Origin of the sequence: Streptomyces aureocirculatus (assembly GCF_000720475.1) — a bacterium.
Taxonomy (GTDB): Bacteria; Actinomycetota; Actinomycetes; order Streptomycetales; family Streptomycetaceae; genus Streptomyces; species Streptomyces aureocirculatus.
Map to the genome: position 1 here is coordinate 142,015 of NZ_JOAP01000019.1, position 26,261 is coordinate 168,275.

Genomic DNA, 26,261 nt, shown 5'->3' on the forward strand with positions numbered 1-26,261 from the left:
CCAACGGACGACCGTACTCCCGAGTGCCCGGCCGGTGTCAGCGAGCGGGACTAGACTTCCACGCTGTCCACCCCCGCCGCCCGCAGAGTCCCACCCGGAGGCCCAAGCCGTGTCGAAGCCGCCCTTCACGCACCTGCACGTCCACACCCAGTACTCGCTCCTGGACGGTGCCGCGCGGCTGAAGGACATGTTCAACGCGTGCAACGAGATGGGCATGACGCATATCGCGATGTCCGATCACGGCAATTTGCACGGGGCGTACGACTTCTTCCATTCGGCGAAGAAGGCGGGCGTGACGCCGATCATCGGGATCGAGGCGTATGTGGCGCCGGAGTCGCGGCGCAACAAGCGGAAGATCCAGTGGGGGCAGCCGCACCAGAAGCGCGACGACGTGTCGGGTTCGGGTGGTTATACGCACAAGACGATCTGGGCGGCGAACCGGAAGGGTCTGCACAATCTGTTCCGTCTTTCCTCGGACGCGTATGCCGAGGGGTGGCTGCAGAAGTGGCCGCGGATGGACAAGGAGACCATCGCGCAGTGGTCGGAGGGCCTGATCGCGTCGACGGGGTGCCCGTCGGGTGAGTTGCAGACGCGGTTGCGGCTCGGGCAGTTCGACGAGGCGGTGAAGGCGGCTTCGGAGTACCAGGACATCTTCGGCAAGGACCGGTATTTCCTGGAGCTGATGGACCACGGCATCGACATCGAGCGGCGCGTCCGTGAGGATCTGCTGCGGGTCGGCAAGAAGCTGGGCATTCCGCCGCTGGTGACGAACGACTCGCATTACACGTACGCGCATGAGGCGACGGCGCACGACGCGCTGCTGTGCATTCAGACGGGCAAGAACCTGTCGGACCCGGATCGCTTCCGTTTCGACGGGACGGGCTATTACCTGAAGTCGACGGAGGAGATGTACGCCGTCGATTCCTCCGACGCCTGGCAGGAGGGGTGTGCGAACACGCTGCTCGTGGCGGAGCAGATCGACACCAGCGGCATGTTCGAGAAGCGCGACCTGATGCCGAAGTTCGACATCCCGGAAGGCTTCACCGAGGTCACCTGGTTCCAGGAGGAAGTACGCCGCGGCATGCAGCGCCGCTACCCGGCCGGCGTCCCCGAGGACCGCCAGAAGCAGGCCGAGTACGAGATGGACATCATCATCCAGATGGGGTTCCCCGGCTACTTCCTGGTGGTCGCCGACTTCATCATGTGGGCCAAGAACAACGGCATCGCCGTCGGCCCCGGCCGCGGCTCCGCGGCAGGCTCGATCGTCGCGTACGCCATGGGCATCACCGACCTCGACCCGATCACGCACGGGCTGATCTTCGAGCGGTTCCTCAACCCCGAGCGCGTGTCCATGCCCGATGTCGACATCGACTTCGACGAGCGCCGGCGCGTCGAAGTGATCAGGTACGTGACCGAGAAGTACGGCGAGGACAAGGTCGCCATGATCGGTACGTACGGCAAGATCAAGGCGAAGAACGCGATCAAGGACTCCGCACGCGTCCTCGGCTACCCCTACGCCATGGGCGACCGGCTCACCAAGGCCATGCCCGCCGACGTCCTCGGCAAGGGCATCGACCTCGACGGCATCACCAACCCCACCCACCCGCGCTACAGCGAGGCGGGCGAGATCCGGGGGATGTACGAGAACGAGCCGGACGTCAAGAAGGTCATCGACACCGCCAAGGGCGTGGAGGGCCTGGTCCGGCAGATGGGTGTGCACGCCGCCGGCGTGATCATGTCCAGCGAGCCGATCGTGGACCACGCCCCGATCTGGGTGCGGCACACCGACGGCGTCACGATCACGCAGTGGGACTATCCGCAGTGCGAGTCGCTCGGCCTGCTCAAGATGGACTTCCTGGGCCTGCGCAACCTCACGATCATGGACGACGCCGTCAAGATGGTGAAGGCCAACAAGGGCATCGACCTGGAGATGCTCAGCCTTCCGCTCGACGACCCCAAGACCTTCGAACTGCTCTGCCGCGGTGACACCCTCGGCGTCTTCCAGTTCGACGGCGGCCCGATGCGCTCGCTGCTCCGCCAGATGCAGCCCGACAACTTCGAGGACATTTCCGCCGTCTCGGCCCTCTACCGGCCGGGCCCGATGGGCATGAACTCGCACATCAACTACGCGGAGCGCAAGAACGGCCGCCAGGAGATCACCCCGATCCACCCGGAGCTCGAAGAGCCCCTGAAGGAGACCCTGGGTCTCACCTACGGCCTGATCGTGTACCAGGAGCAGGTGCAGAAGGCCGCCCAGATCATCGCCGGATACTCGCTCGGCGAAGCCGACATCCTGCGCCGCGTGATGGGCAAGAAGAAGCCCGAGGAACTGGAGAAGAACTTCGTTCTCTTCCAGGCGGGCGCCAAGAAGAAGGGCTATTCGGACGCCGCGATCCAGGCCCTGTGGGATGTCCTGGTGCCCTTCGCCGGATACGCCTTCAACAAGGCGCACTCCTCCGCGTACGGCCTCGTCACGTACTGGACCGCGTATCTGAAGGCGAATTACCCGGCGGAGTACATGGCGGCGCTGCTGACGTCGGTGAAGGACGACAAGGACAAGTCGGCGGTGTATCTGAACGAGTGCCGGCGTATGGGTATCAAGGTGCTGCCGCCGAATGTGAACGAGTCGGTGCACAACTTCGCCGCGCAGGGTGACGACGTGATCCTGTTCGGTCTGGAGGCGGTGCGCAACGTCGGTACGAACGTGGTCGAGTCGATCATCCGCTCGCGCAAGGCGAAGGGGAAGTTCGCCTCCTTCCCGGACTACCTGGACAAGGTGGAGGCGGCGGCGTGCAACAAGCGCACCACGGAGTCGCTGATCAAGGCGGGTGCCTTCGACACCATGGGGCACACCCGCAAGGGCCTGACCGCGCAGTACGAGCCGATGATCGACAATGTGGTGGCGGTCAAGCGCAAGGAGGCCGAGGGGCAGTTCGACCTGTTCGGGGGGATGGGGGAGGACGAGTCGGACGAGCCGGGGTTCGGTCTGGACGTGGAGTTCTCCACCGATGAGTGGGACAAGACGTATCTCCTCGCCCAGGAGCGGGAGATGCTGGGTCTGTACGTGTCCGACCATCCGCTGTTCGGGCTTGAGCATGTGTTGTCGGACAAGGCGGACGCGGGGATCGGGCAGTTGACCGGCGGGGACTTCTCCGACGGCGCGGTGGTGACGATCGGCGGGATCATCTCCGGTCTGCAGCGCAAGATGACCAAGCAGGGCAACGCGTGGGCGATCGCGACCGTGGAGGACCTCGCCGGTTCGATCGAGTGCATGTTCTTCCCGGCGACGTATCAGTTGGTGTCGACGCAACTGGTCGAGGACGCGGTGGTGTTCGTCAAGGGCCGCCTCGACAAGCGTGAGGACGTCCCCCGCCTCGTCGCGATGGAGATGCAGGTCCCGGATCTGTCGAACGCAGGGACCAACGCCCCCGTCCTCATCACCATCCCGACCGTGAAGGTGAGCCCGCCGATGGTCACCCGCCTCGGCGAGATCCTCAGCCACCACAAGGGCAACAGCGAGGTGCGGATCAAGCTCCAGGGTGCCCAGAAGACCACCGTGCTCCGGCTCGACCGGCACCGCGTGAAGCCCGACCCGGCGCTCTTCGGCGACCTGAAGGTGCTGCTCGGCCCGTCCTGCCTGGCGGGCTGAGCCCGCGGACGGTCCTACCGGGCGGGCTCGGCCCGCGCGTCGTCTGCGAGGCGGGCCGACCCTGCGGATCCTGGCGTGACTCAGGGGCGCACTCGATGCGGGTGCGCCCCTGAGGTGTGCCTGTGCTTGCGTCAGTTGTGGCCGAAGCGGCGCTGGTGCTTACGGGCAACATCCGCCGGGCTGCCCTGGGCCTGCGTCTGCATGGCCTGCTGCGCCTCGGTGGCTGCCGACCGTGCCTCTTCCGAGGCGCGCTCGGCCTGCGAGGAGCGGTTTTCCTGGGCGGCCTGCTTGCGGTTCTTGTTCTTGGCCATGGTGATCTTCCTCCTGAGGGGAATCTGGGGGCCATGACGCGATCAGGCTCACATAACTATGCGAAGAGCGCATTTCGGATAATTACCGTGCGTAATAAGACCTGCCGGCGGGTACAGAGCGGATACGCCACGCCGAAGATCGAGTTCCGGCCGTTAACCTCCCCGAGGTCGGGCAGACTCGAAGGAAACCCGAAGTAACCTCCAGGATCCGCCGGATCTCCCGATCCTTTGAATCTCCAGGTCCCCGCCCGGGATCTGTGGGACCTTCGGGCACCTTCAGGAAACCAGGGAAAGAGGGTGGATCGCGTGGACCGCTGCATCGTCCTGGTGGACGCCGGGTATCTGCTGGGGGCCGCCGCGAGCCTCCTCGCGGGGGAGCCGTCCCGGTCCAGGATCACCGTCGATCACTCCGCCCTGATCCAGGGCCTGCGCGAGCGCGCCGAGTCCGACACCGAGCGCCCCCTGCTGCGGATCTACTGGTTCGACGGCGCCCCCGACCGCGTACCCCAGCCGGAGCACCGCAGACTGCGCGTGATGCCCCGCGTCACCGTGCGCCTGGGCGCGCTGACCCGCAGCGACGGGCGCTGGGCGCAGAAGGGCGTGGACGCCGCCATGCACGCCGAGCTGACCGAGCTCGCCCGCAACCGCGCCTGCTCCGACGTCGTCCTCGTCACCGGCGACGGCGATCTGCTGCCCGGCATGATGGCCGCCAAGGAGCACGGCGTCGCCGTCCACCTCTGGGCCGTGCAGGCCGCCGACGGCGACTACAACCAGTCCGAGGACCTGGTCGCCGAGGCCGACGAGCGCCGCGTCCTCGACCGCATCTGGATCACCAAGGCCGTCCAGGCCAAGGAGCTGACCGGCGTCTGCGCCCCGGCGCCCGCGCCCCGCCCGGAGATCGCCGCGATCCTCTCCGCGCCGCTGCCGGAGTCCGCGCTCGCCACCGGCGCCGACCGGGCACGCCCGCCCGCGCCCCCGCACCACCCCGCCACCGCCTCCCCGGGCGAGCGGAACGGGGAGCGCGTCCCCGCCACCAAGGGCGTCCCCACCCCCAAGGACCTCGCCGCCCTGCGCGGCCCGGGCGCGCCGCCCGCCAAGGAACCGGCGAACGCGACGCTGCGCTGGTCCTCCGACAAGGGCTGGGTGGACCGCCCCGGCACACCCGCCGAGCCCCCCGAGGCCGCGGCGCTGCCCACCCTCGCCCAGCTCACCACCGCCGAGCAGCGCTGGGCCGACCGGGAGGAGGACATCACCACCGTCGGCGGCGACCCCTTCGAGGTCGGCCAGGTCTTCGCCCGCCGCTGGATGGGCCGCCTGCCCGAGCAGCACAACGTGCAGAAGCTCGCCACGATGTATCCGCGCATCCCGCACCGCGTCGACGGTGAACTGCTCCGGTACGCGGCCCGGTTCGGTCTGCTCGCCCACAAGGACGACCAGATCGACGAGCACGACCGGTACGCGATCCGGGCGGGCTTCTGGCGTGAGATCGATGTGCGGACCGCCGCCGAGCACGGCCCGATGGGGGAGTGAGGGGCGCGACGGCGGCCCCGGGCGCCATACCGGACATCGGACCCCGTAGTCTCGTCCTTCGTGAGTACGCGCGCGGCACAGGCGGTCCGACAAGGGCTCCGGCAGGGACACGGCAGCGATGCCGTCTGCGTGGTGCGCGACCTCGTCAAGGTCTATCCCGCCGCCCGCGGCCGCCGCGGCAGGCCCGCGACGCCCGAGGTGCGGGCCAGCGACGGCCTCGGCATCGAGGTCGGCCGCGGTGAGATCTTCGGCCTCCTCGGCCCCAACGGCGCCGGCAAGTCCACCCTCGTACGCCAGCTCACCGGCCTGATGCGACCCGACAGCGGCAGCGTGCACGTGCTCGGCCACGACATCGTGCGCCACCCCGAGCGGGCCGCCCGGCTCCTCGCCTATCTGGGGCAGGAGTCCACCGCCCTGGACGAGCTGACCGTCTCCCTGGCCGTCGAGACGACCGCGCGCCTGCGCGGCCTCGACGCCGCCCGGGCGCGGGCCGAGCGCGACGACGTCATGGCGGAGCTCGGCCTCACCGGCCTGGCGGGCCGCCCCCTGAAGAAGCTCTCCGGCGGGCAGCGCAGGCTGGCCTGTTTCGCCACCGCCCTGGTGGGGGAGCGGCCGCTGCTCGTGCTCGACGAGCCGACCACCGGCATGGACCCGGTGGCGCGGCGGGCCGTGTGGGGCGCGGTCGACCGGCGGCGGGCCGAGCGCGGCACGACGGTTCTGCTGGTCACCCACAACGTCATCGAGGCCGAGACCGTGCTCGACCGGGTCGCCGTGCTCGACCACGGCCGGGTCATCGCCTGCGACACCCCCGGCGGACTCAAGGAACAGGTCGCCGGGGAGGTCAGGGTCGAACTCGTGTGGCGCGAGCGGGCGCCCGTCGACGTGCCGGAGGTCGCCGCGCTGCGCTCGTCGGCCGTCGAGTCCGGGCGCAAGTGGACGCTGCGGCTTGCTCCGGAGGAGGCTCGGGCGGCCGTCGCCGCGGTTACTGGCGGGGGCGCCTTTGCCGCGTTGGACGATTTCACTCTGGCCACTCCCAGCCTGGAGGATGTGTATCTCGCCCTTGGCGGGCGGGGCGGGGACGGGCTGGTGAAGGTGTGACCGGTTCTGTTCGAGGTGGGGATTTGTGTCCCGCCGCTGCGCGGCGGATCTCTCCCACCCGCCCACCCGTGACCCCGAACAGGGACGGCGGGGTACGGAGCCGTGCGGACGGCGGCCGTGCGCGTCAGGTCGGCCGTGAGCGTCACGTTGGCCGTGCGCGTCAGGTCGACCGTAAGCGTCACGGCGGTCGTGCGCGTCACGGCGGTCGTGGGTGTCAGCTCGGCTGTAAGCGTCAGGACGTCGGCAGGAAGGTTGTCCGTTGAGTGCCGTTCCCCTGGAAGCCGTCGTGCGTGCCGAGGAAGGTGCCGTGCGGGTGCCGCCGGACGCCGCGGCGCCGCTCGGGGCGCGGGCGCGGCTCATGCCGGCCCTGGCCGCGGTCTACCGGGCGCAGTTGTCGCGTGCCCGGGTGGCGCGGATCCCGCTGCTCTTCGTCGCCACGTTCCAGTCCGTCGGCATCATGGTCCTGATGCGGGGCGTGGTGGACGGCGGCGACGAGGCGCACGCCGTCGTGGCCGGGTCCTCCGTCCTCGTCGTCGCGTTCGTCGCGCTGAACCTGCTCGCCCAGTACTTCGGCCAGCTCCGCGGCGACGGCGGCCTCGACCACTACGCCACCCTGCCCGTGCCGCCCGCCGCCGTCGTCCTCGGCGCCGCCGCCGCGTACGCCTCCTTCACGGTGCCCGGCACCGTCGTCACCGCCGTCGTCGGCTGCGGTCTCTTCGGCCTGCCGCTGACGCACCTGTGGGTGCTCGCCGCGGTGGTCCCGCTGTCCGGCGCCGCGCTCGCCGGGCTCGGGGCGGCGCTCGGCCTGCTCGCGCCGCGGCCCGAACTGGCCACCCTGCTCGGCCAGATGGGCATGTCCGCGGCGCTGCTGCTCGGTGTGCTCCCGGCCGAGCGGATGCCCGGACTGCTGCAGTACGCGCGCGACCTGCTGCCGTCCACGTACGGCGTGGAGGCCCTCGCCCGCACCTTCGATGCCGACCCGGACTGGGGCGCCGTGGCGCTCGACCTGGCGGTGTGCGCGGGTGTCGGCGTCGCCTCGCTGGCGGTCGCCACCTGGGCCTACCGGCGGGCCGCCGTCCGCTGACCCGGATCCGCCGTCCGGTGGCGCGGTTCTCAGATGGAGCTGGCACCATGTGTGCGTGACCGCACCGCTTACCCCCTCCCAGCCGCCGCACGACAAGCCGGACAACGAGTCCGAAGAGCCCGCCGACCCGTGGCGTGAGCCCGCGCGGGCCGCCGGGCCCGTACCCGAGCAGGCGCGCGAGGAGGACGGCCCCGGCATGAGGGCCGAGGTGCGGGACGCCGTGGTGATCGCGGTCGCGGTGGCCGCGTCCGGCGTGCTGCTCGGGCTGCTGTGGCTGTGGCTCGCGCCGCGCGTGCCGCTGATCGCCGACGACAAGGCGGTCTTCCTCAAGGACACCGAGGGCGAGCAGGCCATCGGGGGCGACGGAACGTTCACTCTCCTTGGGCTCGCGTTCGGGTTCGTCAGCGCCCTCGTGGTGTTCCTGGTGCGCAGGCGCGGCGGTATCCCGCTCGTCGTCGGTCTCGCGGCGGGCTCACTGCTCGGCGCCGTGCTCGCCTGGAAGGTGGGCGTGTGGGTCGGCCCGGAGACGGATGTGGTGGCGCACGCCAAGTCCGTGGGGCGGGGCGTCGTCTTCGACGCGCCCATGGAGCTGAAGGCCAAGGGCGTGCTGCTCGCGTGGCCGGTCGCCGCCATGGTCGTCCAGCTCGCGCTGACGGGCTTCTTCGGGCCCCGGGACCCCGAGCCCGCCACCGCGTACGACGACGGCTACCGCGACCCGTACGGGGCACCGGAGCGGTAGCCGCCACCGATCTTCGGGGCCTCAGGGAACTCGGGGTCCTCAGGCCGGGCGTCTGCCGTGGTTGGCCTTGCCCTTCTTGGTCCGCCACTTCCGCTTGCGTGTTTTCTTCGACATGGGAGTGGTCCTAGTCGAGGACCGGGGCCCCGTCGAGGGTTCATTCACGCCCGATCGGGGCGAGCACCGCGCCCGTGAGCGCGGTCAGGTCGGCGGGGGCCAGCTCCACCTCCAGGCCGCGGCGGCCCGCCGAGACACAGATCGTGGGATGGCCGTCGGCCGAGTCGTCGAGGACCGTGCGGAGCTGCTTGCGCTGGCCGAGGGGCGAGATGCCGCCGCGGACGTAGCCGGTGGTGCGCTCGGCGGCGGCCGGGTCCGCCATCGTCGCCCGCTTGCCGCCCACCGCCGTGGCCAGGGCCTTCAGGTTCAGCGTCCCGGCCACCGGCACGACCGCCACGGTCAGCTCCCCGTCGACGTCGGCGACGAGTGTCTTGAAGACCCGGTCGGGCGAGACGCCCATCGCCTCCGCGGCCTCCTGGCCGTAGCTGGGGTGGGCGGGGTCGTGATCGTAGGAGTGCACGGTGAAGGGTGTGCCCGCCCGGGTCAGGGCGACCGTCGCGGGAGTGCCGCCCGCCTGCGTCTTCTTCTGCTTCTTCGCCACGCTGCTGGTCGCTTCCCGGCTCGGCTTCGTAGGTCAGGTACGCGGATCACGTCCGTGGGTCTCGCGGATCAGGTCCGTAGCTCAGTTGAGGCTGGTCGTGCCGCGCGTCAGCTCCGTCGCGGGCAACGACGGCAGATTACGGATGATCGCGGTCTCGGCGCGAAGGAGTTTCAGCTCGTCGCGCAGCCGGGACGCGGTGTCGGTGGCTTCGAGCAGCCGCTGCTTGGTGGGGGTGTCGAGCACGGCAGCGGCCGCGACCAGGTACGACACCACCGATGGTTCGTCGGGCAGCTCGGTGCCGGAGGCCAAGGAGCGCTCCCGGGCGCCCGCGAGCCGCTTCTGGTACGAGCGGAAGGCCCGCAGCACACCCTCGGCGAGCGCGCCCGCCTCGTCGCCCGGCTTCTCCTCCAGCGGTTCGAGCTCGGCGGTCAGAAACGGACCCGACGCGTCCACCGAGCGCAGCCGCACCCGGGTGGTACCGGTGGCGAGGACCTCGAAGCCGCCGTCCTCGCGCTCGCGGATGGTCGCCGCGTCCGCGACGCAGCCCACCTCGTGGAAGGCGCGCAGCGGGTCGTCACCGAAGCCGGCTGCGGGGCCGTGTTGGGGCTGCGCGGTCTGGTCGGGGAGTCCGGGCGCGCTCGGCGCGACCTCCCTGCCGTCCCGGATCGCCACGACGGCGAACTGCCGCTGCTCCTCGTCGGGAACCTTCAGGAGTTCGCGCATCATGGCGCGATAGCGCTCCTCGAAGATGTTCAGGGGCAGCACGAGCCCCGGGAACAGCACCGAGTCGAGCGGGAAGAGCGGAAGCCGGACGGTCGTCACGATCCGAAAGCCTAACGGCCGTCGACACCCGGGCCGTCCGCCCGCCCGCCCCGCGCCCGCAGCGGTGTCCGCGACGCCACCTCTATCCGCACCCCGTCCCGCAGCTCCAGGAACTGCCCGAGCGGGTCGTCGGAGAGCCGGTCCCAGGGGAACGACGTCGCGTTCGGGCCGATCAGGTGGAGCTGGTCGAGGGCGTCGTGCCAGCGTTCGAGGCGGATCAGGACATGGGTGAGGAGGTTGCGGACCTCGGCGGGCCAGGGGTCCCCTGCCGCGTACTCGCCGGACAGGGCGATCGCCAGGTCGGCGGCCTTGTCCAGGCGCTCGCGCGGCAGGTTCCCGGCCGCACTGGTCAGATAGGCGAACGCCGCGCGCACCGGCAGCGCCTGTATCAGCGAGCCGGGCAGCGCGTCCGCCGCCGCCCGCTCCGCGAAGGCGAAGCACTCGGTGTGCGAGCCGTACCAGTGCGCCGACAGATACATCAGGGCCGAGGTGTGACAGCCGTAGTGGTACGAGGAGCGGCGCACCGCCTGCGCCCACAGCTCCTCGAACTCCGAGTGCGAGGCGTGTGTGCCGCGGGCGTGGTCGAGCGCGATGCGCCACGGCACCGGGTCGCGCGGGTCGGCGTCGGCGGCCGCGGTGAGCAGCGGGCTCACCTCGCGCAGGAGTTCCGCGCGTGCGGGCGACTCCCAGCCGCGGACCACCGCGAGCTCGGCCTTGAGGAGGAGCGCGTCCGGGTCGTGCGGGGCGGCGGACAGCCAGTCGTCGAACCACTCGGCGCGGGAGCGGGCGAAGGCGGCGAGGCGGGTCGCGTACCGGTCGCGGTTCTCCCACTCGGCGGCCTCGCGGGTGGTGGCGAGGAGCTTGGCTGCCGGGCCGTACTCACCGCGGCCCGCGGCGACCAGGGCCGGGCCGAGGCGGTCGTCCGGCACGTCGAGCAGCACCTCGTCGTCCGGGGGGAGGCCTGCGGCCAGGCGGGGGGTGTGCCGGATCATGCGGGCGGTACGGATCAGGGCGCGCAGGAGCGGCATCTGTCTGTCCCCCTTCACGCCCGGGTCGCGTTCGTCGGCCGTTCGTGGTCCGGGAACGGTGCGTATTGCTGGTCGCGTGTGTTGACGGGTGGGGTGGGTCGATGGTTGTCCTGTGCTCGGTAACGGTTCGGCTGCGGAGCCTATGGGGCTTCGCCCCTTTCCCCCTGTCGGCCTTCGGCCTCGTCCTCAAACGCCGGACGGGCTGGAATGCGTCGGCCCGGGCCGAGTCCCAGGACGCCGGACGGGCTGAAACGCGTCGGCCACGGGCCGAGTCCCATCGGAGCGGGCCGGAAACGCTACGACCTCCGGAGCAGGCGTGTCGCGCCTGCCGCCACCGTCGTCGCCAGGACCCAGCCGCTGAGGATCAGTGCCGTCGCCAGCCACTGCCAGCCGCCGCGGAGCTGCCAGTAGGCGTCGTGGCCCAGGTCGATGACGGGGAGCAGCAGGTCGAGGGCGAAGAGGGAGGGGTTCCAGTCGGGGTGCTCACCGGGCTTGAGCGGGGGATGGTCCGCCCGGGAGAAGGCGACGGCGCTGGCCGCCCAGAGCACCGCCATCCACAGCGCGGCCCGCCCCGGGCGGTAGCCGTAGGCGACCGTCCAGTCCTGCGCGTACCCCCACAGCTTGGCCGCGGGGGGCAGCGTCTCGCGGCGGCGGCGCTGCTTGGCGAGCAGCACCTCGCGGGCGTCGGCGTCCTCGCCGCCGTTGCGGAGCACGGTGGCGAGCTTCTCGTACGGCTCGGGGTTGTACTCGGCCGTGGCAGCCGTCACCCACTGCAGGCGCCGTGACAGCGGGAAGCTGCCCTGCGGGATCAGGTTCTCGTAGGTGAACCCGCCCATCTGGAGCTGACCGGGCCCCGGCCAGCTCGAAGCCCGGTCCATCAGGTTCACCACCCGGGCGCCGGAGAGCACGATCTTTCCGCGCCGGGGCGCCTCGGAGAGGAAGCGCAGCTCGGGCGTCTGGACGCGGCGCAGCGACACCTCCTGGTCGCTCTGGAGAATGAACCTGGCCTGGCCGAAATCCACCGCGTCGCCGAAGCGTCCGTCGTCGAGCCGGACCCCGCCCTCGCACTCGAAGCGCTGCACCCGGGTCCCGCGCGCGGGCGTCGTGCCACTGGTGTGCGGCGGATTGCCGATGCCCGCCGGGGTCAGGTAGAGGGTGCGCTCGACGGTGAGCTGGGGCGCGTTCAGGGCGCGGCGGCCGTAGGGGTTGGACAGGCGGCTGCCGCGCAGGCTCAGGCTGACGCCGATCTTGGCGCCGCGCAGGCTCAGCTCGCCGTGCGACTCCAGCATCTCGGCCTGGAGGTCCTGGCCGACCGTGAGGCCGTCGGCCATGACCGAGCGTGCGCGCCGGTCGCGGTAGACGACGGCTTGGTTGAGCAGCAGGTCCGTGCCGATGTGGGCGTCCGTGAGGCGCATGCCGTTGTGGACGCGGCAGCGCGGCAGATGCAGATCGCCCTCGGTGTGCAGGCGGGCCGCCTCCAGGCGCGGGATGGAGCAGTCGACCATCCGCAGCGTGGTGAAGCGCGCCTCGGGGAGCAGCACCTCCTTCTCGAAGCGGCAGCCCTTCAGCTCCGTGTACGGCACGACCGTGCCGCCCGCCAGGTCGAGCACGTCCGTGATCTGCACCCCGGTCAGCTTCAGGGCCGACACCCGCCCGGCCAGCGCGGGCGGCCCGCCGAGCAGCAGCCAGCACACGATGCGCGCCCGCACGCTCCGCTCGGGGCCCCAGGGGTGGCCGCCGTGCGGGTCGTCCATGGCGGTGTCCCCGGACCGGAGGTCGTACATGCTGCCGTTGCGGAAGGCCTGCCACATGCCCATCTCCGCGGCGGTCAGCCCGTCCGGCGGGTCCCCGATGCCGGTGTCGTCGACCACTGCTGATGTCCTCCCGTGAACCGCCCGCGGCGCGCACATGTGACGTACACCTGTTCATGCCCGCTGTGTGACCGCCTGAACGCCGTTGGTGAACGTGATCTTCCGTTGAACGCAGGATGGCGCGCCCGGGGCGGGGCGGGACGTATCAGCCATTGATACGGGCGACCGGCCGCCTCCGGCGGTCTGCGAGAATTGGCCATGTGATCTCTCGAATCGATCTGCGCGGCGATGCCCTCACGGAGTTTCCGTCGGGCTCCGCTCTGCGCGCCCTGCTGCCCCGTGCCGACTTCGATGTCGCCGCCGCCCTGGAGAAGGTGCGGCCGATCTGCGAGGACGTGCATCATCGTGGCGACGCGGCACTGATCGAGTACGCGGAGAAGTTCGACGGTGTGCGCCTCGAGCGGGTCCGGGTGCCCGCCGCCGCCCTCGCCGACGCCCTCGAACAGCTCGCCCCCGACGTCCGCGCGGCCCTGGAGGAGTCCATCCGCCGCGCCCGCGCCGTCCACCGCGCCCAGCGCCGCGCCCCGCACACCACCCAGGTCGTCCCCGGCGGCTCGGTCACCGAGAAGTGGGTGCCGGTCGAGCGCGTCGGTCTGTACGCGCCGGGCGGCCGCTCCGTCTACCCGTCCTCCGTGATCATGAACGCGGTGCCCGCGCAGGAGGCCGGTGTCGCCTCCATGGCGCTCGCTTCCCCGCCGCAGGCCGACTTCGGGGGCCTGCCCCACCCGACGATCCTCGCGGCCTGCGCGCTGCTCGGCATCGACGAGGTGTACGCCGTCGGCGGCGCCCAGGCCGTCGCGATGTTCGCGTACGGCACGGCCGAGTGCGCGCCCGCCAACATGGTCACAGGGCCCGGCAACATCTGGGTCGCCGCGGCCAAGCGGTACTTCACGGGCCTCATCGGCATCGACACCGAGGCCGGGCCCACGGAGATCGCGATCCTCGCCGACGACACCGCCGACCCCGTGCACGTGGCGTCCGACCTGATCAGCCAGGCCGAGCACGACCCGCTGGCCGCCGCCGTCCTGGTCACGGACTCCGCGGACCTCGCCGACGCCGTCACCAAGGAATTGGAACCGCAGGTCGCCGCCACCAAGCACGTCGAGGACCGGATCGCCCCCGCCCTCGCGGGCAGGCAGTCCGCGATCGTGCTCGTCGACGACCTGGAGGAGGGCCTGCGCGTCGTCGACGCGTACGGCGCCGAGCACCTGGAGATCCAGACCCGGGACGCCGCCGCGGTCGCCGACCGGGTCAAGAACGCGGGCGCGATCTTCGTGGGCCCCTGGGCCCCGGTGTCGCTCGGCGACTACTGCGCGGGCTCCAACCACGTGCTGCCGACGGGTGGTTGCGCGTGCCACTCCTCGGGCCTGTCCGTCCAGTCCTTCCTGCGCGGCATCCACATCGTGGACTACACCCGCGAGGCACTCGCCGACGTCGCGCACCACGTGGTGACACTGGCCGAGGCCGAGGACCTGCCCGCGCACGGCGCGGCGGTCAAGGCGCGGTTCGGATGGAAGGTGCCGGGCCAGTGAGCGAGAGTGTGCCGGTGAGCGGCCTCGGGATCGACGACCTGCCCGTGCGCGACGAGCTGCGCGGCAAGTCCCCCTACGGGGCGCCCCAGCTCGACGTACCCGTACGCCTGAACACCAACGAGAACCCCTACCCGCTGCCCGAGCCCCTCGTCGAACGGATCGCCGAGCGCGTGCGCGAGGCCGCCAGGGACCTGAACCGCTACCCGGACCGGGACGCGGTGGAGCTGCGCACGCGGCTCGCCGAGTACCTGACACGGACCGGCGGCCACGAGGTCACGCTCGCCAATGTGTGGGCTGCCAACGGCTCCAACGAGGTCATCCAGCAGTTGCTCCAGACCTTCGGCGGCCCGGGCCGCACGGCCATCGGCTTCGAACCCTCGTACTCGATGCACGGCCTGATCGCGCGCGGCACCGGCACCAACTGGCTCTCCGGGCCGCGCCACGACGACTTCACCATCGACGTCCCGGCCGCCGTCGCGGCGATCACCGAGCACCGGCCGGACGTCGTCTTCATCACCACCCCCAACAACCCCACCGGCAACGCCGTCCCGCGCGAGGCCGTCCTCGCCCTGTACGACGCCGCGCAGACGGCCAAGCCGTCCATCGTGGTCGTCGACGAGGCGTACGTGGAGTTCAGCCACGGCGACTCGCTGCTCCCGCTGCTCGCGGGGCGGCCGCACCTGGTCGTCTCACGCACCATGTCCAAGGCGTTCGGCGCCGCGGGCCTGCGCCTCGGCTATCTCGCCGCCCACCCGGCGGTCGTCGACGCCGTGCAGTTGGTGCGCCTGCCGTACCACCTGTCGGCCGTCACCCAGGCCACCGCGCTCGCCGCCCTTGAGCACACGGACACGCTCCTCGGCTACGTGGACCGGCTGAAGGCCGAGCGCGACCGCCTGGTGGACGAGCTGCGGGCGATGGGCTACGAGGTGACGGACTCGGACGCCAACTTCGTGCAGTTCGGGCGCTTCGAAGGCGAAGGCGCCGCCCACGAGACCTGGCGGAAGATCCTCGACCGGGGCGTCCTGGTCCGGGACAACGGAGTGCCGGGGTGGCTGCGCGTCACCGCCGGAACCCCCGCCGAAAACGACGCGTTCCTCGATGCGGTACGCGCACTGAAGAAGGAGCAGGACGCATGAGCCGCGTAGGCAGGGTCGAGCGGACCACCAAGGAGACATCGGTCGTCGTCGAGATCGACCTCGACGGCACCGGCAAGGTCGATGTGGCGACCGGAGTCGGCTTCTACGACCACATGCTCGACCAGCTCGGCCGCCATGGCCTGTTCGACCTCACGGTCAAGACCGACGGCGATCTGCACATCGACACGCACCACACGATCGAGGACACCGCCCTGGCCCTCGGCTCCGCCTTCAAGCAGGCGCTCGGCGACAAGGTCGGCATCTACCGCTTCGGCAACTGCACGGTGCCGCTCGACGAGTCGCTCGCCCAGGTGACCGTCGACCTCTCGGGACGCCCGTACCTGGTGCACACCGAGCCCGAGAACATGGCGCCGATGATCGGCACCTACGACACGACGATGACCCGGCACATCTTCGAGTCCTTCGTGGCGCAGGCCCAGATCGCGCTGCACATCCACGTGCCCTACGGCCGCAACGCCCACCACATCGTGGAGTGCCAGTTCAAGGCGCTGGCCCGCGCGCTGCGGTACGCCAGTGAGCGCGACCCGCGCGCGGCCGGCATCCTCCCCTCCACGAAGGGTGCGCTGTAAGCCATGAACGGCATCTCCACCCTGCTGCTCTTCGTGGGGCTCTTCCTGCTCGGCGGCGTCTACTCCTTCGCCAAGCAGAAGCAGTCCAAGAGCGTCATCACGCTGCTCTCCGTCGCCGCCGGTATGTGCCTGATCGCGGGCATCGTCCGTCTGGAGGTATGGAATTGAGCACCACCGGTTCCGCCTCCGCTTCCGGTTCCGCCTCCGCCACCGGTTCTGCTTCCGGTCGGTCCAAGAAGGTCGTCGTCTTCGACTACGGCTTCGGCAACGTCCGCTCGGCCGAGCGCGCCCTGGCGCGCGCGGGCGCCGACGTGGAGATCACCGGTGACTTCGACGCGGCCATGAACGCCGACGGCCTCCTGGTGCCGGGCGTCGGCGCCTTCGCCGCCTGCATGCGGGGGCTCAAGGACGCGCGCGGCGACTGGATCGTCGGACGCCGCCTCTCCGGCGGGCGCCCCGTCCTCGGGATCTGCGTCGGTATGCAGATCCTCTTCGAGCGCGGCATCGAGCACGGCGTCGAGACCGAGGGCCTGGACGAGTGGCCCGGCGCCGTCGAGCCCCTGAAGGCCGACATCGTGCCCCACATGGGCTGGAACACGGTCGCCGCGCCCGCCGACTCCGAGCTGTTCAAGGGCCTCGGCCCGGACGAGCGCTACTACTTCGTGCACTCGTACGCGGTCCACGACTGGACCCTTCAGACGGCGAACCCCGCGCTGCGCGCCCCCAAGGTCACCTGGTCCACGCACGGTGCGCCCTTCGTCGCGGCCGTCGAGAACGGCGCCCTGTGGGCCACCCAGTTCCACCCCGAGAAGTCCGGCGACGCCGGCGCCCAGCTCCTCACCAACTGGATCGGAACCCTGTGAGCACCCTCGAACTCCTTCCCGCCGTCGACGTCCGCGACGGCCAGGCCGTACGCCTCGTCCACGGCGAGTCCGGCTCGGAGACCTCCTACGGCTCCCCGCTGGAGGCGGCCCTGGCCTGGCAGCGGTCGGGCGCCGAGTGGCTGCACCTGGTCGATCTGGACGCGGCGTTCGGGACCGGCGACAACCGCTCCCTGATCGCCGAGGTCACGGCCGCCATGGACATCAAGGTGGAACTCTCCGGCGGCATCCGCGACGACGACACCCTCGCCGCGGCCCTCGCCACCAACTGCACTCGCGTCAACCTCGGCACCGCGGCCCTGGAGACCCCCGAGTGGGTCGCCAAGGTCATCGCCGAGCACGGCGACAAGATCGCGGTCGGCCTCGATGTGCGCGGCACCACGCTGCGCGGCCGCGGCTGGACCCGCGACGGCGGTGACCTGTACGAGACCCTGGAGCGCCTGAACGCCGAGGGCTGCGCGCGCTATGTGGTCACCGACATCGCCAAGGACGGCACCCTCCAGGGCCCGAACCTGGAGCTCCTGCGCACCGTGTGCGCGGCCACGGACCGTCCGGTCGTCGCCTCCGGCGGCGTCTCGTCCCTGGACGACCTGCGGGCCATCGCCGAGCTCGTGCCGCAGGGCGTGGAGGGCGCGATCGTCGGCAAGGCGCTGTACGCCGAGGCGTTCACCCTGGAAGCGGCTCTTGAGGCGGTGCGGTCATGAGCGGTGTACGGCGGGTGCAGAGCGGAAGCCCGTGGGAAGACGCCTTCGGGTTCGCGCGGGCGGTCGCGGCGGGTGACCGGGTCGTGGTCGGCGGCACCACCTCCTTCAAGGACGACATCCTGTACGGCGAGGGCGACCCCTACGAGCAGGCGCGGGTAGCCATGGCCAACGCCCTTGCGGCGATCGCCGAGTTCGGGCTCGGCCCCGAGTCCGTGACGGCCGTGCGTCTCCTCATCACCCACGCGCGGGACGTCGACGCGGTGGGCCGGGCGCACAAAGAGGTCTTCGACTCCGTGCGCCCGGTGATGACCATGGCGGTCGTCTCCGGTTTCGTCGACTCGCGCATCCTGGTCGAAGTGGAGCTGGAAGCTTTCCGAGGAGACCCCGCATGACGCTGGCCGTAAGGGTCATCCCCTGCCTGGACGTGGACAACGGCCGGGTCGTCAAGGGCGTCAACTTCCAGAACCTGCGTGACGCGGGCGACCCCGTCGAGATGGCCAAGGTGTACGACGCCGAGGGCGCCGACGAGCTGACGTTCCTGGACATCACCGCGTCCTCCGGCGACCGCGGGACGACGTACGACGTGGTCCGCCGCACCGCCGAGCAGGTCTTCATCCCGCTCACCGTCGGCGGTGGCGTCCGCACGGCTCAGGACGTCGACAAGCTGCTGCGGGCCGGGGCGGACAAGGTGGGCGTGAACACCGCGGCCATCGCCCGCCCCGAGCTGATCCGGGAGATCGCGGAGCGGTTCGGGCGGCAGGTGCTCGTGCTCTCCGTGGACGCGCGGCGCACGCCCTCCGGCACCTTCGAGGTCACCACGCACGGCGGCCGACGGTCGGCCGGTATCGACGCCGTCGAGTGGGCGCACCGGGCGGCCGAGCTCGGCGCCGGTGAGATCCTTCTGAACTCGATGGACGCCGACGGCACGAAGGACGGCTACGACATCGAGATGATCGAAGCCGTCCGCAAGCACGTCACGGTTCCCGTCATCGCGTCGGGCGGCGCCGGGCGCCTCGACCACTTCCCGCCGGCCGTCGCGGCGGGCGCCGACGCGGTGCTCGCGGCTTCCGTCTTCCACTTCGGCGATCTGCGCATCGGCGAGGTCAAGGAGACGCTGCGCGCCGCGGGGAGCCCTGTGCGCTAGGGCTCCGCCCCGGTGCGGGGGCAGGCCACTCGGCCCCGGTCCACCTCAGGGTGACCGGGGCCTTTTCACGCGCCGACAGGAAAGAAAAGTTGCGCAAAAATGATTGCGCAACTTTTCTTTCCTGCCTAGCGTGGCGGCATGAGTGACAAGCCCGGCGCGAGCGGTACGCCAGAAGACCGCCGCATCACCGACCTCGGCACGCTGAAGGCCTTCGGCCATCCACTGCGACAGAAGCTGTACCGCTCCCTGTACGTGCGCCGCAGGGCCACCGCCTCGCAGCTCGCCGAAGAGGTCGACGGCGCCGTCTCGCTGGTCAGCTATCACCTGCGCAAGCTCGCCGAGCACGGCCTCATCGAGGAGGCGCCGGGCGCGCAGCGCGGTGACGGACGCGAACGCTGGTGGCAGCCCGCGCAGGAGGGCCTGAGCCTGCACCGGCGGGACTTCGAGGACGCACCCGAGAAGCTCGCCGCCCACACCGCCGTGGCCCGCACGATCGTCGACCAGCGCACCGACGCCTATCTCCGCTACCTCGACGAGCAGCCCGCCTGGAGCCCCGAGTGGCAGTCCGCGGCCGTCGGCGCCGACTTCCTGCTCCGGCTCACCGCCGCCGAACTCGCCGCGCTGTCCGACGAGGTGCGCGCCGTCGTCAGGAGGTACGCCGACTCCGGCAACGCCGCGCACGAGGCAGGCGACGCCGAAGGGCGCGAGAACGTCGCCCTGCACCTGTACGGCTTCCCGTTCAGGACCTGAGGGGCGCGCCCGTGACCGCCACGCCGCCCCACACGGACACGTCCCCCGGGACACCGGCCCACCGCGACGGCAACGTCCTGCGCTGGCTCACCGCCTACACCGCGTCCATGGTCGGCGACAGCGTCTACTTCGTGGCCCTGTCCTGGGCCGCGGCCCGCAGCGGCGACGCCGCCCAGACCGGTCTCGTGCTCGCCGTGGGCGCCGTGCCGCGTGCTGCCCTGATGCTTGTCGGCGGTGTCCTCGCCGATCGCTTCGGGCCGCGTCGCGTGGTCGTCGGCAGTGACGCCGTGCGCTGCGTGGTGATCCTCGCCGTGGCCGGGGTGCTGCTGCTTTCGGCGCCCGCGTTCTGGCTGCTCGCGTCGGCGGCCCTGGTCTTCGGGGTGGCGGACGCGCTGTTCCTGCCGGGCGTGGGCGCGCTGCCGCCGCGCATCACGGCCCCGGGCGAGCTCGTCCGGGTCCAGGGGATGCGCGGGCTCGCCCATCGGGCGGCGACGGTGACCTCGGCCCCGCTGGGCGGCGCGGCCGTAGCCTTCGGCGGCCCCGCGGCCGGTTTCGCCGTGGCCGGGCTGCTCTTCGCCGTGTCACTGCCGCTGCTGCTCGCCGTACGGATCAGGGAACTGCCCGCCGACGACGTGGCGGGGCGGGCGGAGTCCCCCCGGCGGCAACTGGCGGGCGGGCTGCGGTACGTGCGCGGACACGCGGTGCTCGCACCCCTCATGATCGTGATCGCCGTGACCGAGATGGGCTTCTCCGGCCCCGCCAACGTGGGGCTCGTGCTGCTCGCCGACGAGCGGGGCTGGGGCGCGGCGGGGATGGGGTGGGTCGTCGCCGGGTTCGGGTTGGGGGCGGGGCTCGCCTCGCTCCTGGTGGCGCTGCGCGGAAGGTTCGCGCGGCCGGGGGCCGTCCTCTCGTGGGCGGCACTGCCCGGCGCCGCCGCGCTCGCCGCCCTCCCGTTCGTACCGTCCGTCGCCTGGGGCGTGCTCGCGGCGCTGCTCGTCGGGCTGATGCTCGGGCTCGGCGGGGCGCTGGCCGGGGCCCTGGTCCAGGCGGTCACCGACCCCGCCTACCTGGGACGCGTCACTTCGGTGTCCGGGCTGCTCACGCTCGGGGTACCGCCGCTGTGCTACCCGCTGACCGGGGTCGCCGTCGGCGCCTGGGGCACCGGGCCGGTCTTCGTGGCGGGGGCTTCGGTGAGCGCGCTGGGCGGCGTGGTGGGGCTGCGGGGCGTGCGGATGCGAGGGGCGGACGCGGAGCCCATGCTTGAGGTGACCGACGACAGCAAGGAGGCCGGCTATGTCTGTGATGGACAAGCTGAAGCAGATGCTCAAGGGTCACGAGGACAAGGCTGGGCAGGGCATTGACAAGGCCGGTGACTTTGTCGATGGCAAGACCCAGGGCAAGTACAGCGGCCAGGTCGACTCGGCCCAGGACAAGCTCAGGGACCAACTGGGCGGGGACCAGGGCGGCGGGCCGTCCCAGCGGTGACACCGCCGGGACGGCGGTAGCCCCGCGACCGCCGCGGTGACACCGCCGGACGGCGGTAGCCCCGCGGCCGTCCACGGGTAAGCCGCGGCACCACGGGTGAGGATCGGCCGGGACGGCGGCGACGGGCACGCACAGCGCGCCCTCCGCCGCCGTCCCGCGCCGCTCGGCCTCCGGCCTGGCGCCGGACCCTCACGGCTCGGCGGCCGTCCACTCCCGGCCCTGGCGGTGGCTTGCTTCCGGTCCTGGCGGGTCCGCTTCCGGCTCGGAGGCTGTCGGCTTCCGCCCCCGACGGTGGCTCGTTTCCGGTCCTGGCGGGTCCGCTTCCGGCTCGGAGGCTGTCGGCTTCCGCCCCCGACGGCGGCCCGCTTTCGGTCCTGGCGGGTCCGCTTCCGGCTCGGAGGCTGTCGGCTTCCGCCCCCGACGGTGGCTCGTTTCCGGTCCTGGCCGGTCCGCTCACGGCCCCGGTAGCCGTCCGCTTCCGGCTCGGCCGGGGTCCGCTCGCGGCTCGGCGGCGGCCCGCTCCCAGCCCGGCCGCCACCCGCACAGCCCGGCGGCGGTCCGCTTTCGGCCCTGGCCGGTCCGCTCACGGCCCCGGTAGCCGTCCGCTTCCGGCTCGGCCGGGGTCCGCACAGCCCGGCGGCGGTCCGCTCACCCCCCGACGGCGGCCCGCTCCCGTCCAGCGGACGTCGGCGCACAGCCCGCGGCCGACGCCTCCCTCAGAGCCCCAGTTGCTTCGTCTCGTGCAGCCGCGCGACCGCGTCCTTCTCGCCGGTCAGTTCCACGTCCGCCGCTTCCTGGCGTCCGAAGGCGAAAAGCAGTAGCTCGGAGGGCTCGCCCGTTGCCGTGACCACCGGTGTGCCGCGGTGGGCCACCGCTGTCTGGCCGTCGGGGCGGCGGAGGACCAGGCCCACCGGGGCCTTGCGGCCGACGACGCGGGCGAGGCGCTCCAGGCGGGACCACAGGGCGTCGGCGAAGACCGGGTCGAGGTCGCGCGGCGTCCAGTCGGGCTGGGCCCGGCGCACGTCCTCCGTGTGGACGTAGAACTCCACCGAGTTCGACGCCTCGTCGACCTGCTTCAGGTTGAAGGGCGAGAACCGCGGCGGTCCCGTACGGATGAGCTGGATCAGCTCCTCGTACGGCTTGGCGGCGAACTCTGCCTGCACCCGCTCGAGGCGCGAGGCGAGTTGCTTGATCAGGATTCCGCCCGCGGCGTCCGCGCGTCGCTCGCGCACCACCACGTGGGCCGCGAGATCGCGGGTGCGCCAACCGTCGCAGAGGGTGGGAGCGTCCGGTCCCGCGGCTTCCAACAGATCGGCGAGGAGAAGTCGTTCACGCTTGGCATGGGTCGACATGGAGCCAGCCTACGACCGGCGCGCCGGTCCGCACAGTGGACGTCCCCCGGGCAGGCGCCGAGCGGGCGGCCACCATGGCCCACAATGGCCCCATGACCGCATCGCCCAAGGCCAGCAGCCTCGACCCCAAGATCGCCGCCCGCCTCAGGCGCAACGCCGAAGGACTGGTCCCCGCCATCGCCCAGCAGTACGACACCGGCGAGGTCCTCATGCTCGGCTGGATGGACGACGAGGCGCTGCACCGCACCCTGACGACGGGCCGCTGCACCTACTGGTCGCGCAGCAGGCAGTCGTACTGGGTCAAGGGAGACACCTCCGGGCACGTCCAGTACGTGAAGTCCGTGGCCCTCGACTGCGACGCGGACACCGTACTCGTCCAGGTCGACCAGGTCGGCGCGGCCTGCCACACGGGCACCCGCACCTGCTTCGACGCCGACGTGCTTCCGGTGTCCGACACCCCCGCACCGGGTCAGTAGGGTCTGTCCCCATGGACCTGGAGACCTTCCGCAAGCTCGCGACCGACCGCCGAGTGATCCCCGTCAGCCGCAGGCTCCTCGCGGACGGCGACACTCCGGTCGGGCTCTACCGCAAGCTCGCCGCCGAGCGCCCCGGCACCTTCCTCCTGGAGTCCGCGGAGAACGGCCGTACGTGGTCCCGGTACTCGTTCGTGGGCGTCCGCAGCGCCGCCACCCTCACCGTCCGCGACGGCGAGGCCCACTGGCTCGGCACCCCGCCCGTCGGCGTCCCCGTCTCCGGCGACCCGCTGGCCGCCCTGCGCGCCACCATCGAGACCCTGCACACCCCGCGCGACCTGACCGGCGCCGCGGGCCTGCCGCCGTTCACCGGCGGCATGGTCGGCTACCTCGGCTACGACATCGTGCGCCGCCTGGAGAAGATCGGCCCGGGGGAGCGGGACGACCTGAAGCTCCCCGAGCTGACCATGCTCCTCACCAGCGACCTCGCCGTACTCGACCACTGGGACGGCTCCGTCCTGCTGATCGCCAACGCGATCAACCACAACGACCTCGCCAGCGGCGTCGACGAGGCCCACGCCGACGCCGTCGCCCGCCTCGACGCCATGGAGGCGGACCTCTCCCGGCCCGTCTCCCAGCCCCCCGCAGTCCTGCCGCCGTCCGAGCTGCCCGAGTACACCGCGCTGTGGGGCGGCGAGCAGTACCAGGAGGCGGTCGAGGACATCAAGGAGCGCATCCGCGCCGGCGAGGCCTTCCAGGTCGTGCCGTCACAGCGCTTCGAGACCCCCTGCGACGCGAGCGCCCTCGACGTCTACCGCGTGCTGCGGGCCACCAACCCCTCGCCGTACATGTATCTGTTCCAGTTCCCCCACGGGGACGGGGAGGCGTTCGACGTGGTCGGGTCCTCGCCGGAGGCCCTCGTCAAGGTCGAGGACGGGCGCGCCATGGTCCACCCCATCGCGGGCACCCGGCACCGCGGCGCCACCCCGCAGGAGGACCAGGCGCTCGCCGATGAGCTCCTCGCCGACCCCAAGGAGCGCGCCGAGCATCTGATGCTCGTCGACCTGGGCCGCAACGACCTGGGCCGGGTCTGCGAGCCGGGCTCCGTCGAGGTCGTCGACTTCATGTCCGTCGAGAAGTACTCCCACGTCATGCACATCGTGTCGACGGTCACCGGACAGGTCGCCGGGGGCCGCACCGCCTTCGACGTCCTGACCGCCTGCTTCCCCGCGGGCACCCTCTCCGGCGCTCCCAAGCCCCGCGCCATGCAGATCATCGACGAGCTCGAACCGTCCCGGCGCGGCCTGTACGGCGGCTGCGTCGGCTACCTCGACTTCGCGGGCGACTCCGACACCGCCATCGCCATCCGCACCGCGCTCCTGCGCGACGGCACGGCGTACGTGCAGGCCGGAGCGGGGGTCGTGGCCGACTCCGACCCCGTCGCCGAGGACACGGAGTGCCGTAACAAGGCCGCCGCCGTGCTGCGCGCCATCCATACCGCGAACCGCCTGCACGCTGCCGCGGGCCGTGAGGGATAGTAGACGGGTGACTTCTGCAGTACCAACGCCCCGTACCGAGGACGCGCCGCAGGTGGCCGCCGACCCCGCCCCGCGCGGTGGCCGGCGCAGCCTCGCCGCCGCCCTGCTGCTCGGCGCCGCCGGCGCGGCCCTCGCGCTGCTCGCGTCCCGGCAGTCCTGGGCGCACGGCACCGCGGCCGTCGCGGGCGGCGACTTCCCGCTGACCGCCAAGGGCAGCGACGTCACGGGCGTGCCCGCGGCCCTCGCGATAGTGGGCCTGGCCGCGCTCGTCGCCGTCTTCGCCGTGCGCCGCACGGGCCGGCTGCTCGTGTCGCTGCTGCTCGCGCTCAGCGGCGTCGGCATCATCGTGTCCGCGCTGCTCGGCGCGGACGACAGCGCCGCCCTCGACGACAAGGCCGCCGAGACCTCCGGCGACACCGCCCAGCGGATCTCCGACCTCAGCCACACCGGCTGGCCCTACGCGGCCGTGGCCGCGGGCGCGCTGATCCTCGCCGCCGGTCTTCTCGCCCTGGTCCGCGGCCGGCACTGGCCCGCGATGTCGGGCCGCTACGAACGCGACGGCGCCCCCCGCCCCCGGGCACCGCGCCGCGCCCCCGACCCGGACCGCCCCGAGGACCTGTGGAAGGCCATCGACCGCGGCGAGGACCCCACCCGCGAGGCCTAGCCCCGCCCGACGCGCCCGGGCCCGGCACACACCCCCGCGCGCGGGCATACGCGCGGGTACGGGACAATGATGCCGAGCGTCCGACTCACGGTGGCGCGACACCGGCGAACCGGGCCGGCGCACCACCCCACACGCATAGCTACGAGGAGCAAGTCATGGCGGGCAGCAGCCACGGACACGGTCACACCCCGGCCGCCTGGACCGGTGTCATCATCGCCTTCATCGGTTTCTGTGTCGCGGGCGCGTTCATGGTGATGGACAACCCCATCGGCTTCTGGGCCGGCCTGGCACTCACCCTCGTCGGTGGCATCGTGGGCGGCGCCATGCGCCTCGCGGGCCTCGGCCAGAAGCCGCAGCGGCCCGCCCGGATGGCAGGCTCCGAGAGCTGACCCCGACGCGGAACCCTCGCCCACGGGGCGGCCGGAACACCTACCGGCCGCCCCGTCGGCGTACCGGGGTCCGGCGCGCCGACGGGCGTACGGGGCCAGCGCCTCGGCGGGCGTACGGGTCCCGCCGCCCCGTCGGCGTACCGGATCCGGCCGTCCCGGTGCCGTGCGGGAGACAATGTCCGGGTGAACACAGATCCGGAGACCGCCGCGCCCCCGGGCGCGGACGGTGCGCTCCGGCGCCTGGGAGTGCCGCTCGCCGTGCTCGGCTCGGTCGCCGCGGCCTTCGCGTACGTCGCCGCCGTCGACCCGAACGAACCGGGCCACTACCCCGCCTGCCCGCTTCTGTACTACACGGGCCTGTACTGCCCCGGCTGCGGCGGCCTGCGCGGCGCCCACGCCCTCGCCCACGGCGACCTGCCCGCGGCGCTCGGCGCCAACGCGGTGGCCGTCGCCGGCTTCGGCGTCCTGGCGGTGGTGTGGGTCCTGTGGGCGGCCGCCGCGGCGCGCGGACGCCCGGTGGGGCTCCGGCTCGGCCGGGCGCAACTGTGGGGCGTCGGTGCCGTCCTCGCCCTGTTCACCCTCGTACGGAACCTGCCCTTCGGCGCCTGGCTGCACCCCTAGGCCGCCCCCCTAGGACCCCTGAGCCCTCCAGGTCCCGCAGGGGCCTGTCCGACGTGCCGGACGGGCCCTAGCACTCCGCCGGGCGTCTGGCAAATGTCCAGGTGGTGGGACCCGTGTCAACCGGATGCGGGTCCTTCGCCCCGCTGCGGATACCATCGCAGTGACCATGGGGTCGCCCGCCGAGGGCGGGCCGAGTACCGCTGCAGTGCTTGAAC

Annotated in this window: 28 protein-coding genes; 21 read left to right on the forward strand and 7 right to left on the reverse strand. The window is 72.0% G+C overall.

What is annotated here, in order from left to right; all coding sequences use genetic code 11:
* Nucleotides 1–109: 109 nt before the first annotated feature.
* Entirely contained in the window at nt 110–3,649 is a 3,540-nt protein-coding gene (gene dnaE, locus IG78_RS0118225; protein WP_030564429.1) for a DNA polymerase III subunit alpha, read from the forward strand.
* Between the two features lie 131 nt (nt 3,650–3,780).
* On the opposite strand, the gene IG78_RS0118230 is transcribed toward dnaE, so the two are convergent.
* A complete protein-coding gene (locus IG78_RS0118230; protein ID WP_030564431.1) occupies nt 3,781–3,960 on the reverse strand; it encodes a hypothetical protein in 180 nt (59 codons plus the stop codon).
* Nucleotides 3,961–4,266: 306 nt separating this feature from the next.
* On the opposite strand from IG78_RS0118230, the gene IG78_RS0118235 reads away from it, so the two are divergent.
* The 4 genes from IG78_RS0118235 (at nt 4,267) to IG78_RS0118250 (ending at nt 8,411) form a co-directional block, all read left to right on the forward strand.
* Nucleotides 4,267–5,490: an NYN domain-containing protein gene (locus IG78_RS0118235; RefSeq protein WP_030564433.1), complete on the forward strand. Its 1,224-nt coding sequence runs from the start codon at nt 4,267–4,269 to the stop codon at nt 5,488–5,490.
* 60 nt (nt 5,491–5,550) lie between these two features.
* Complete coding sequence (locus IG78_RS0118240) at nt 5,551–6,588, forward strand: ABC transporter ATP-binding protein (protein ID WP_078965554.1); 1,038 nt, start codon at nt 5,551–5,553, stop codon at nt 6,586–6,588.
* Nucleotides 6,589–6,847: 259 nt separating this feature from the next.
* Nucleotides 6,848–7,672, forward strand: coding sequence for an ABC transporter permease (locus IG78_RS0118245; protein WP_030564437.1), 825 nt, complete (start codon nt 6,848–6,850; stop codon nt 7,670–7,672).
* Nucleotides 7,673–7,727: 55 nt separating this feature from the next.
* On the forward strand, nt 7,728–8,411 hold the full coding sequence (locus tag IG78_RS0118250; protein ID WP_030564438.1) for a hypothetical protein: 684 nt from the start codon (nt 7,728–7,730) through the stop codon (nt 8,409–8,411).
* A gap of 39 nt (nt 8,412–8,450) precedes the next feature.
* Here IG78_RS0118250 and IG78_RS53060 read toward each other — a convergent pair whose 3' ends face one another.
* From IG78_RS53060 to IG78_RS0118270, 5 genes are all read right to left on the reverse strand, one after another.
* A complete protein-coding gene (locus IG78_RS53060) occupies nt 8,451–8,525 on the reverse strand; it encodes a hypothetical protein (RefSeq protein WP_488356434.1) in 75 nt (24 codons plus the stop codon).
* 40 nt (nt 8,526–8,565) lie between these two features.
* The gene (ybaK, locus tag IG78_RS0118255) at nt 8,566–9,066 is read right to left on the reverse strand and encodes a Cys-tRNA(Pro) deacylase (protein ID WP_030564440.1); all 501 of its coding nucleotides are present in this window, start codon (nt 9,064–9,066) and stop codon (nt 8,566–8,568) included.
* Nucleotides 9,067–9,147: 81 nt separating this feature from the next.
* Nucleotides 9,148–9,888: an LON peptidase substrate-binding domain-containing protein gene (locus IG78_RS0118260; RefSeq protein WP_030564442.1), complete on the reverse strand. Its 741-nt coding sequence runs from the start codon at nt 9,886–9,888 to the stop codon at nt 9,148–9,150.
* Between the two features lie 11 nt (nt 9,889–9,899).
* On the reverse strand, nt 9,900–10,916 hold the full coding sequence (locus tag IG78_RS0118265; RefSeq protein ID WP_030564444.1) for a hypothetical protein: 1,017 nt from the start codon (nt 10,914–10,916) through the stop codon (nt 9,900–9,902).
* Between the two features lie 296 nt (nt 10,917–11,212).
* On the reverse strand, nt 11,213–12,733 hold the full coding sequence (locus IG78_RS0118270) for an oxidoreductase (protein WP_404827753.1): 1,521 nt from the start codon (nt 12,731–12,733) through the stop codon (nt 11,213–11,215).
* Between the two features lie 254 nt (nt 12,734–12,987).
* Here IG78_RS0118270 and hisD point away from each other — a divergent pair, with 254 nt between their 5' ends.
* From hisD to IG78_RS0118325, 11 genes are all read left to right on the forward strand, one after another.
* Nucleotides 12,988–14,319: a histidinol dehydrogenase gene (gene hisD / locus IG78_RS0118275; protein WP_030564449.1), complete on the forward strand. Its 1,332-nt coding sequence runs from the start codon at nt 12,988–12,990 to the stop codon at nt 14,317–14,319.
* A gap of 14 nt (nt 14,320–14,333) precedes the next feature.
* Nucleotides 14,334–15,455, forward strand: a complete 1,122-nt coding sequence (locus tag IG78_RS0118280) for a histidinol-phosphate transaminase (protein ID WP_030564451.1) — start codon at nt 14,334–14,336, stop codon at nt 15,453–15,455.
* A complete protein-coding gene (gene hisB / locus IG78_RS0118285) occupies nt 15,452–16,045 on the forward strand; it encodes an imidazoleglycerol-phosphate dehydratase HisB (RefSeq protein WP_030564453.1) in 594 nt (197 codons plus the stop codon). The genes IG78_RS0118280 and hisB overlap by 4 nt, the downstream gene beginning before the upstream one ends.
* 3 nt (nt 16,046–16,048) lie before the next feature.
* The gene (locus tag IG78_RS50160; protein WP_030564456.1) at nt 16,049–16,213 is read left to right on the forward strand and encodes a hypothetical protein; all 165 of its coding nucleotides are present in this window, start codon (nt 16,049–16,051) and stop codon (nt 16,211–16,213) included.
* Nucleotides 16,210–16,908: an imidazole glycerol phosphate synthase subunit HisH gene (hisH, locus tag IG78_RS0118295; RefSeq protein WP_225882217.1), complete on the forward strand. Its 699-nt coding sequence runs from the start codon at nt 16,210–16,212 to the stop codon at nt 16,906–16,908. The genes IG78_RS50160 and hisH overlap by 4 nt, the downstream gene beginning before the upstream one ends.
* Complete coding sequence (gene priA / locus IG78_RS0118300; RefSeq protein ID WP_030564460.1) at nt 16,905–17,630, forward strand: bifunctional 1-(5-phosphoribosyl)-5-((5-phosphoribosylamino)methylideneamino)imidazole-4-carboxamide isomerase/phosphoribosylanthranilate isomerase PriA; 726 nt, start codon at nt 16,905–16,907, stop codon at nt 17,628–17,630. The genes hisH and priA overlap by 4 nt, the downstream gene beginning before the upstream one ends.
* Nucleotides 17,627–18,022 (forward strand): Rid family hydrolase, encoded by a 396-nt coding sequence (locus IG78_RS0118305; protein ID WP_030564462.1) that lies wholly within the window; start codon nt 17,627–17,629, stop codon nt 18,020–18,022. Before priA ends, IG78_RS0118305 begins: the two co-directional genes overlap by 4 nt.
* Nucleotides 18,019–18,774 (forward strand): imidazole glycerol phosphate synthase subunit HisF, encoded by a 756-nt coding sequence (gene hisF / locus IG78_RS0118310; protein WP_030564464.1) that lies wholly within the window; start codon nt 18,019–18,021, stop codon nt 18,772–18,774. Before IG78_RS0118305 ends, hisF begins: the two co-directional genes overlap by 4 nt.
* A gap of 138 nt (nt 18,775–18,912) precedes the next feature.
* Nucleotides 18,913–19,524 (forward strand): ArsR/SmtB family transcription factor, encoded by a 612-nt coding sequence (locus tag IG78_RS0118315; protein WP_030564466.1) that lies wholly within the window; start codon nt 18,913–18,915, stop codon nt 19,522–19,524.
* 11 nt (nt 19,525–19,535) lie between these two features.
* Nucleotides 19,536–20,885: an MFS transporter gene (locus IG78_RS0118320; protein ID WP_063760768.1), complete on the forward strand. Its 1,350-nt coding sequence runs from the start codon at nt 19,536–19,538 to the stop codon at nt 20,883–20,885.
* On the forward strand, nt 20,818–21,009 hold the full coding sequence (locus IG78_RS0118325) for an antitoxin (protein ID WP_030564470.1): 192 nt from the start codon (nt 20,818–20,820) through the stop codon (nt 21,007–21,009). The genes IG78_RS0118320 and IG78_RS0118325 overlap by 68 nt, the downstream gene beginning before the upstream one ends.
* A gap of 716 nt (nt 21,010–21,725) precedes the next feature.
* Here IG78_RS0118325 and IG78_RS0118330 read toward each other — a convergent pair.
* Nucleotides 21,726–22,361 (reverse strand): TIGR03085 family metal-binding protein, encoded by a 636-nt coding sequence (locus tag IG78_RS0118330; RefSeq protein ID WP_030564472.1) that lies wholly within the window; start codon nt 22,359–22,361, stop codon nt 21,726–21,728.
* Between the two features lie 92 nt (nt 22,362–22,453).
* On the opposite strand from IG78_RS0118330, the gene hisI reads away from it, so the two are divergent.
* From hisI to IG78_RS0118355, 5 genes are all read left to right on the forward strand, one after another.
* Complete coding sequence (gene hisI / locus IG78_RS0118335) at nt 22,454–22,837, forward strand: phosphoribosyl-AMP cyclohydrolase (RefSeq protein WP_030564475.1); 384 nt, start codon at nt 22,454–22,456, stop codon at nt 22,835–22,837.
* An 11-nt stretch (nt 22,838–22,848) separates the two neighbouring features.
* Nucleotides 22,849–24,372, forward strand: coding sequence for an anthranilate synthase component I (locus IG78_RS0118340; protein WP_030564477.1), 1,524 nt, complete (start codon nt 22,849–22,851; stop codon nt 24,370–24,372).
* A 7-nt stretch (nt 24,373–24,379) separates the two neighbouring features.
* Complete coding sequence (locus IG78_RS0118345) at nt 24,380–25,036, forward strand: TIGR02234 family membrane protein (protein WP_030564479.1); 657 nt, start codon at nt 24,380–24,382, stop codon at nt 25,034–25,036.
* Between the two features lie 155 nt (nt 25,037–25,191).
* Nucleotides 25,192–25,425: an HGxxPAAW family protein gene (locus tag IG78_RS0118350; protein WP_030564481.1), complete on the forward strand. Its 234-nt coding sequence runs from the start codon at nt 25,192–25,194 to the stop codon at nt 25,423–25,425.
* 183 nt (nt 25,426–25,608) lie between these two features.
* Complete coding sequence (locus IG78_RS0118355; protein ID WP_030564483.1) at nt 25,609–26,046, forward strand: DUF2752 domain-containing protein; 438 nt, start codon at nt 25,609–25,611, stop codon at nt 26,044–26,046.
* Nucleotides 26,047–26,261: the final 215 nt, after the last annotated feature.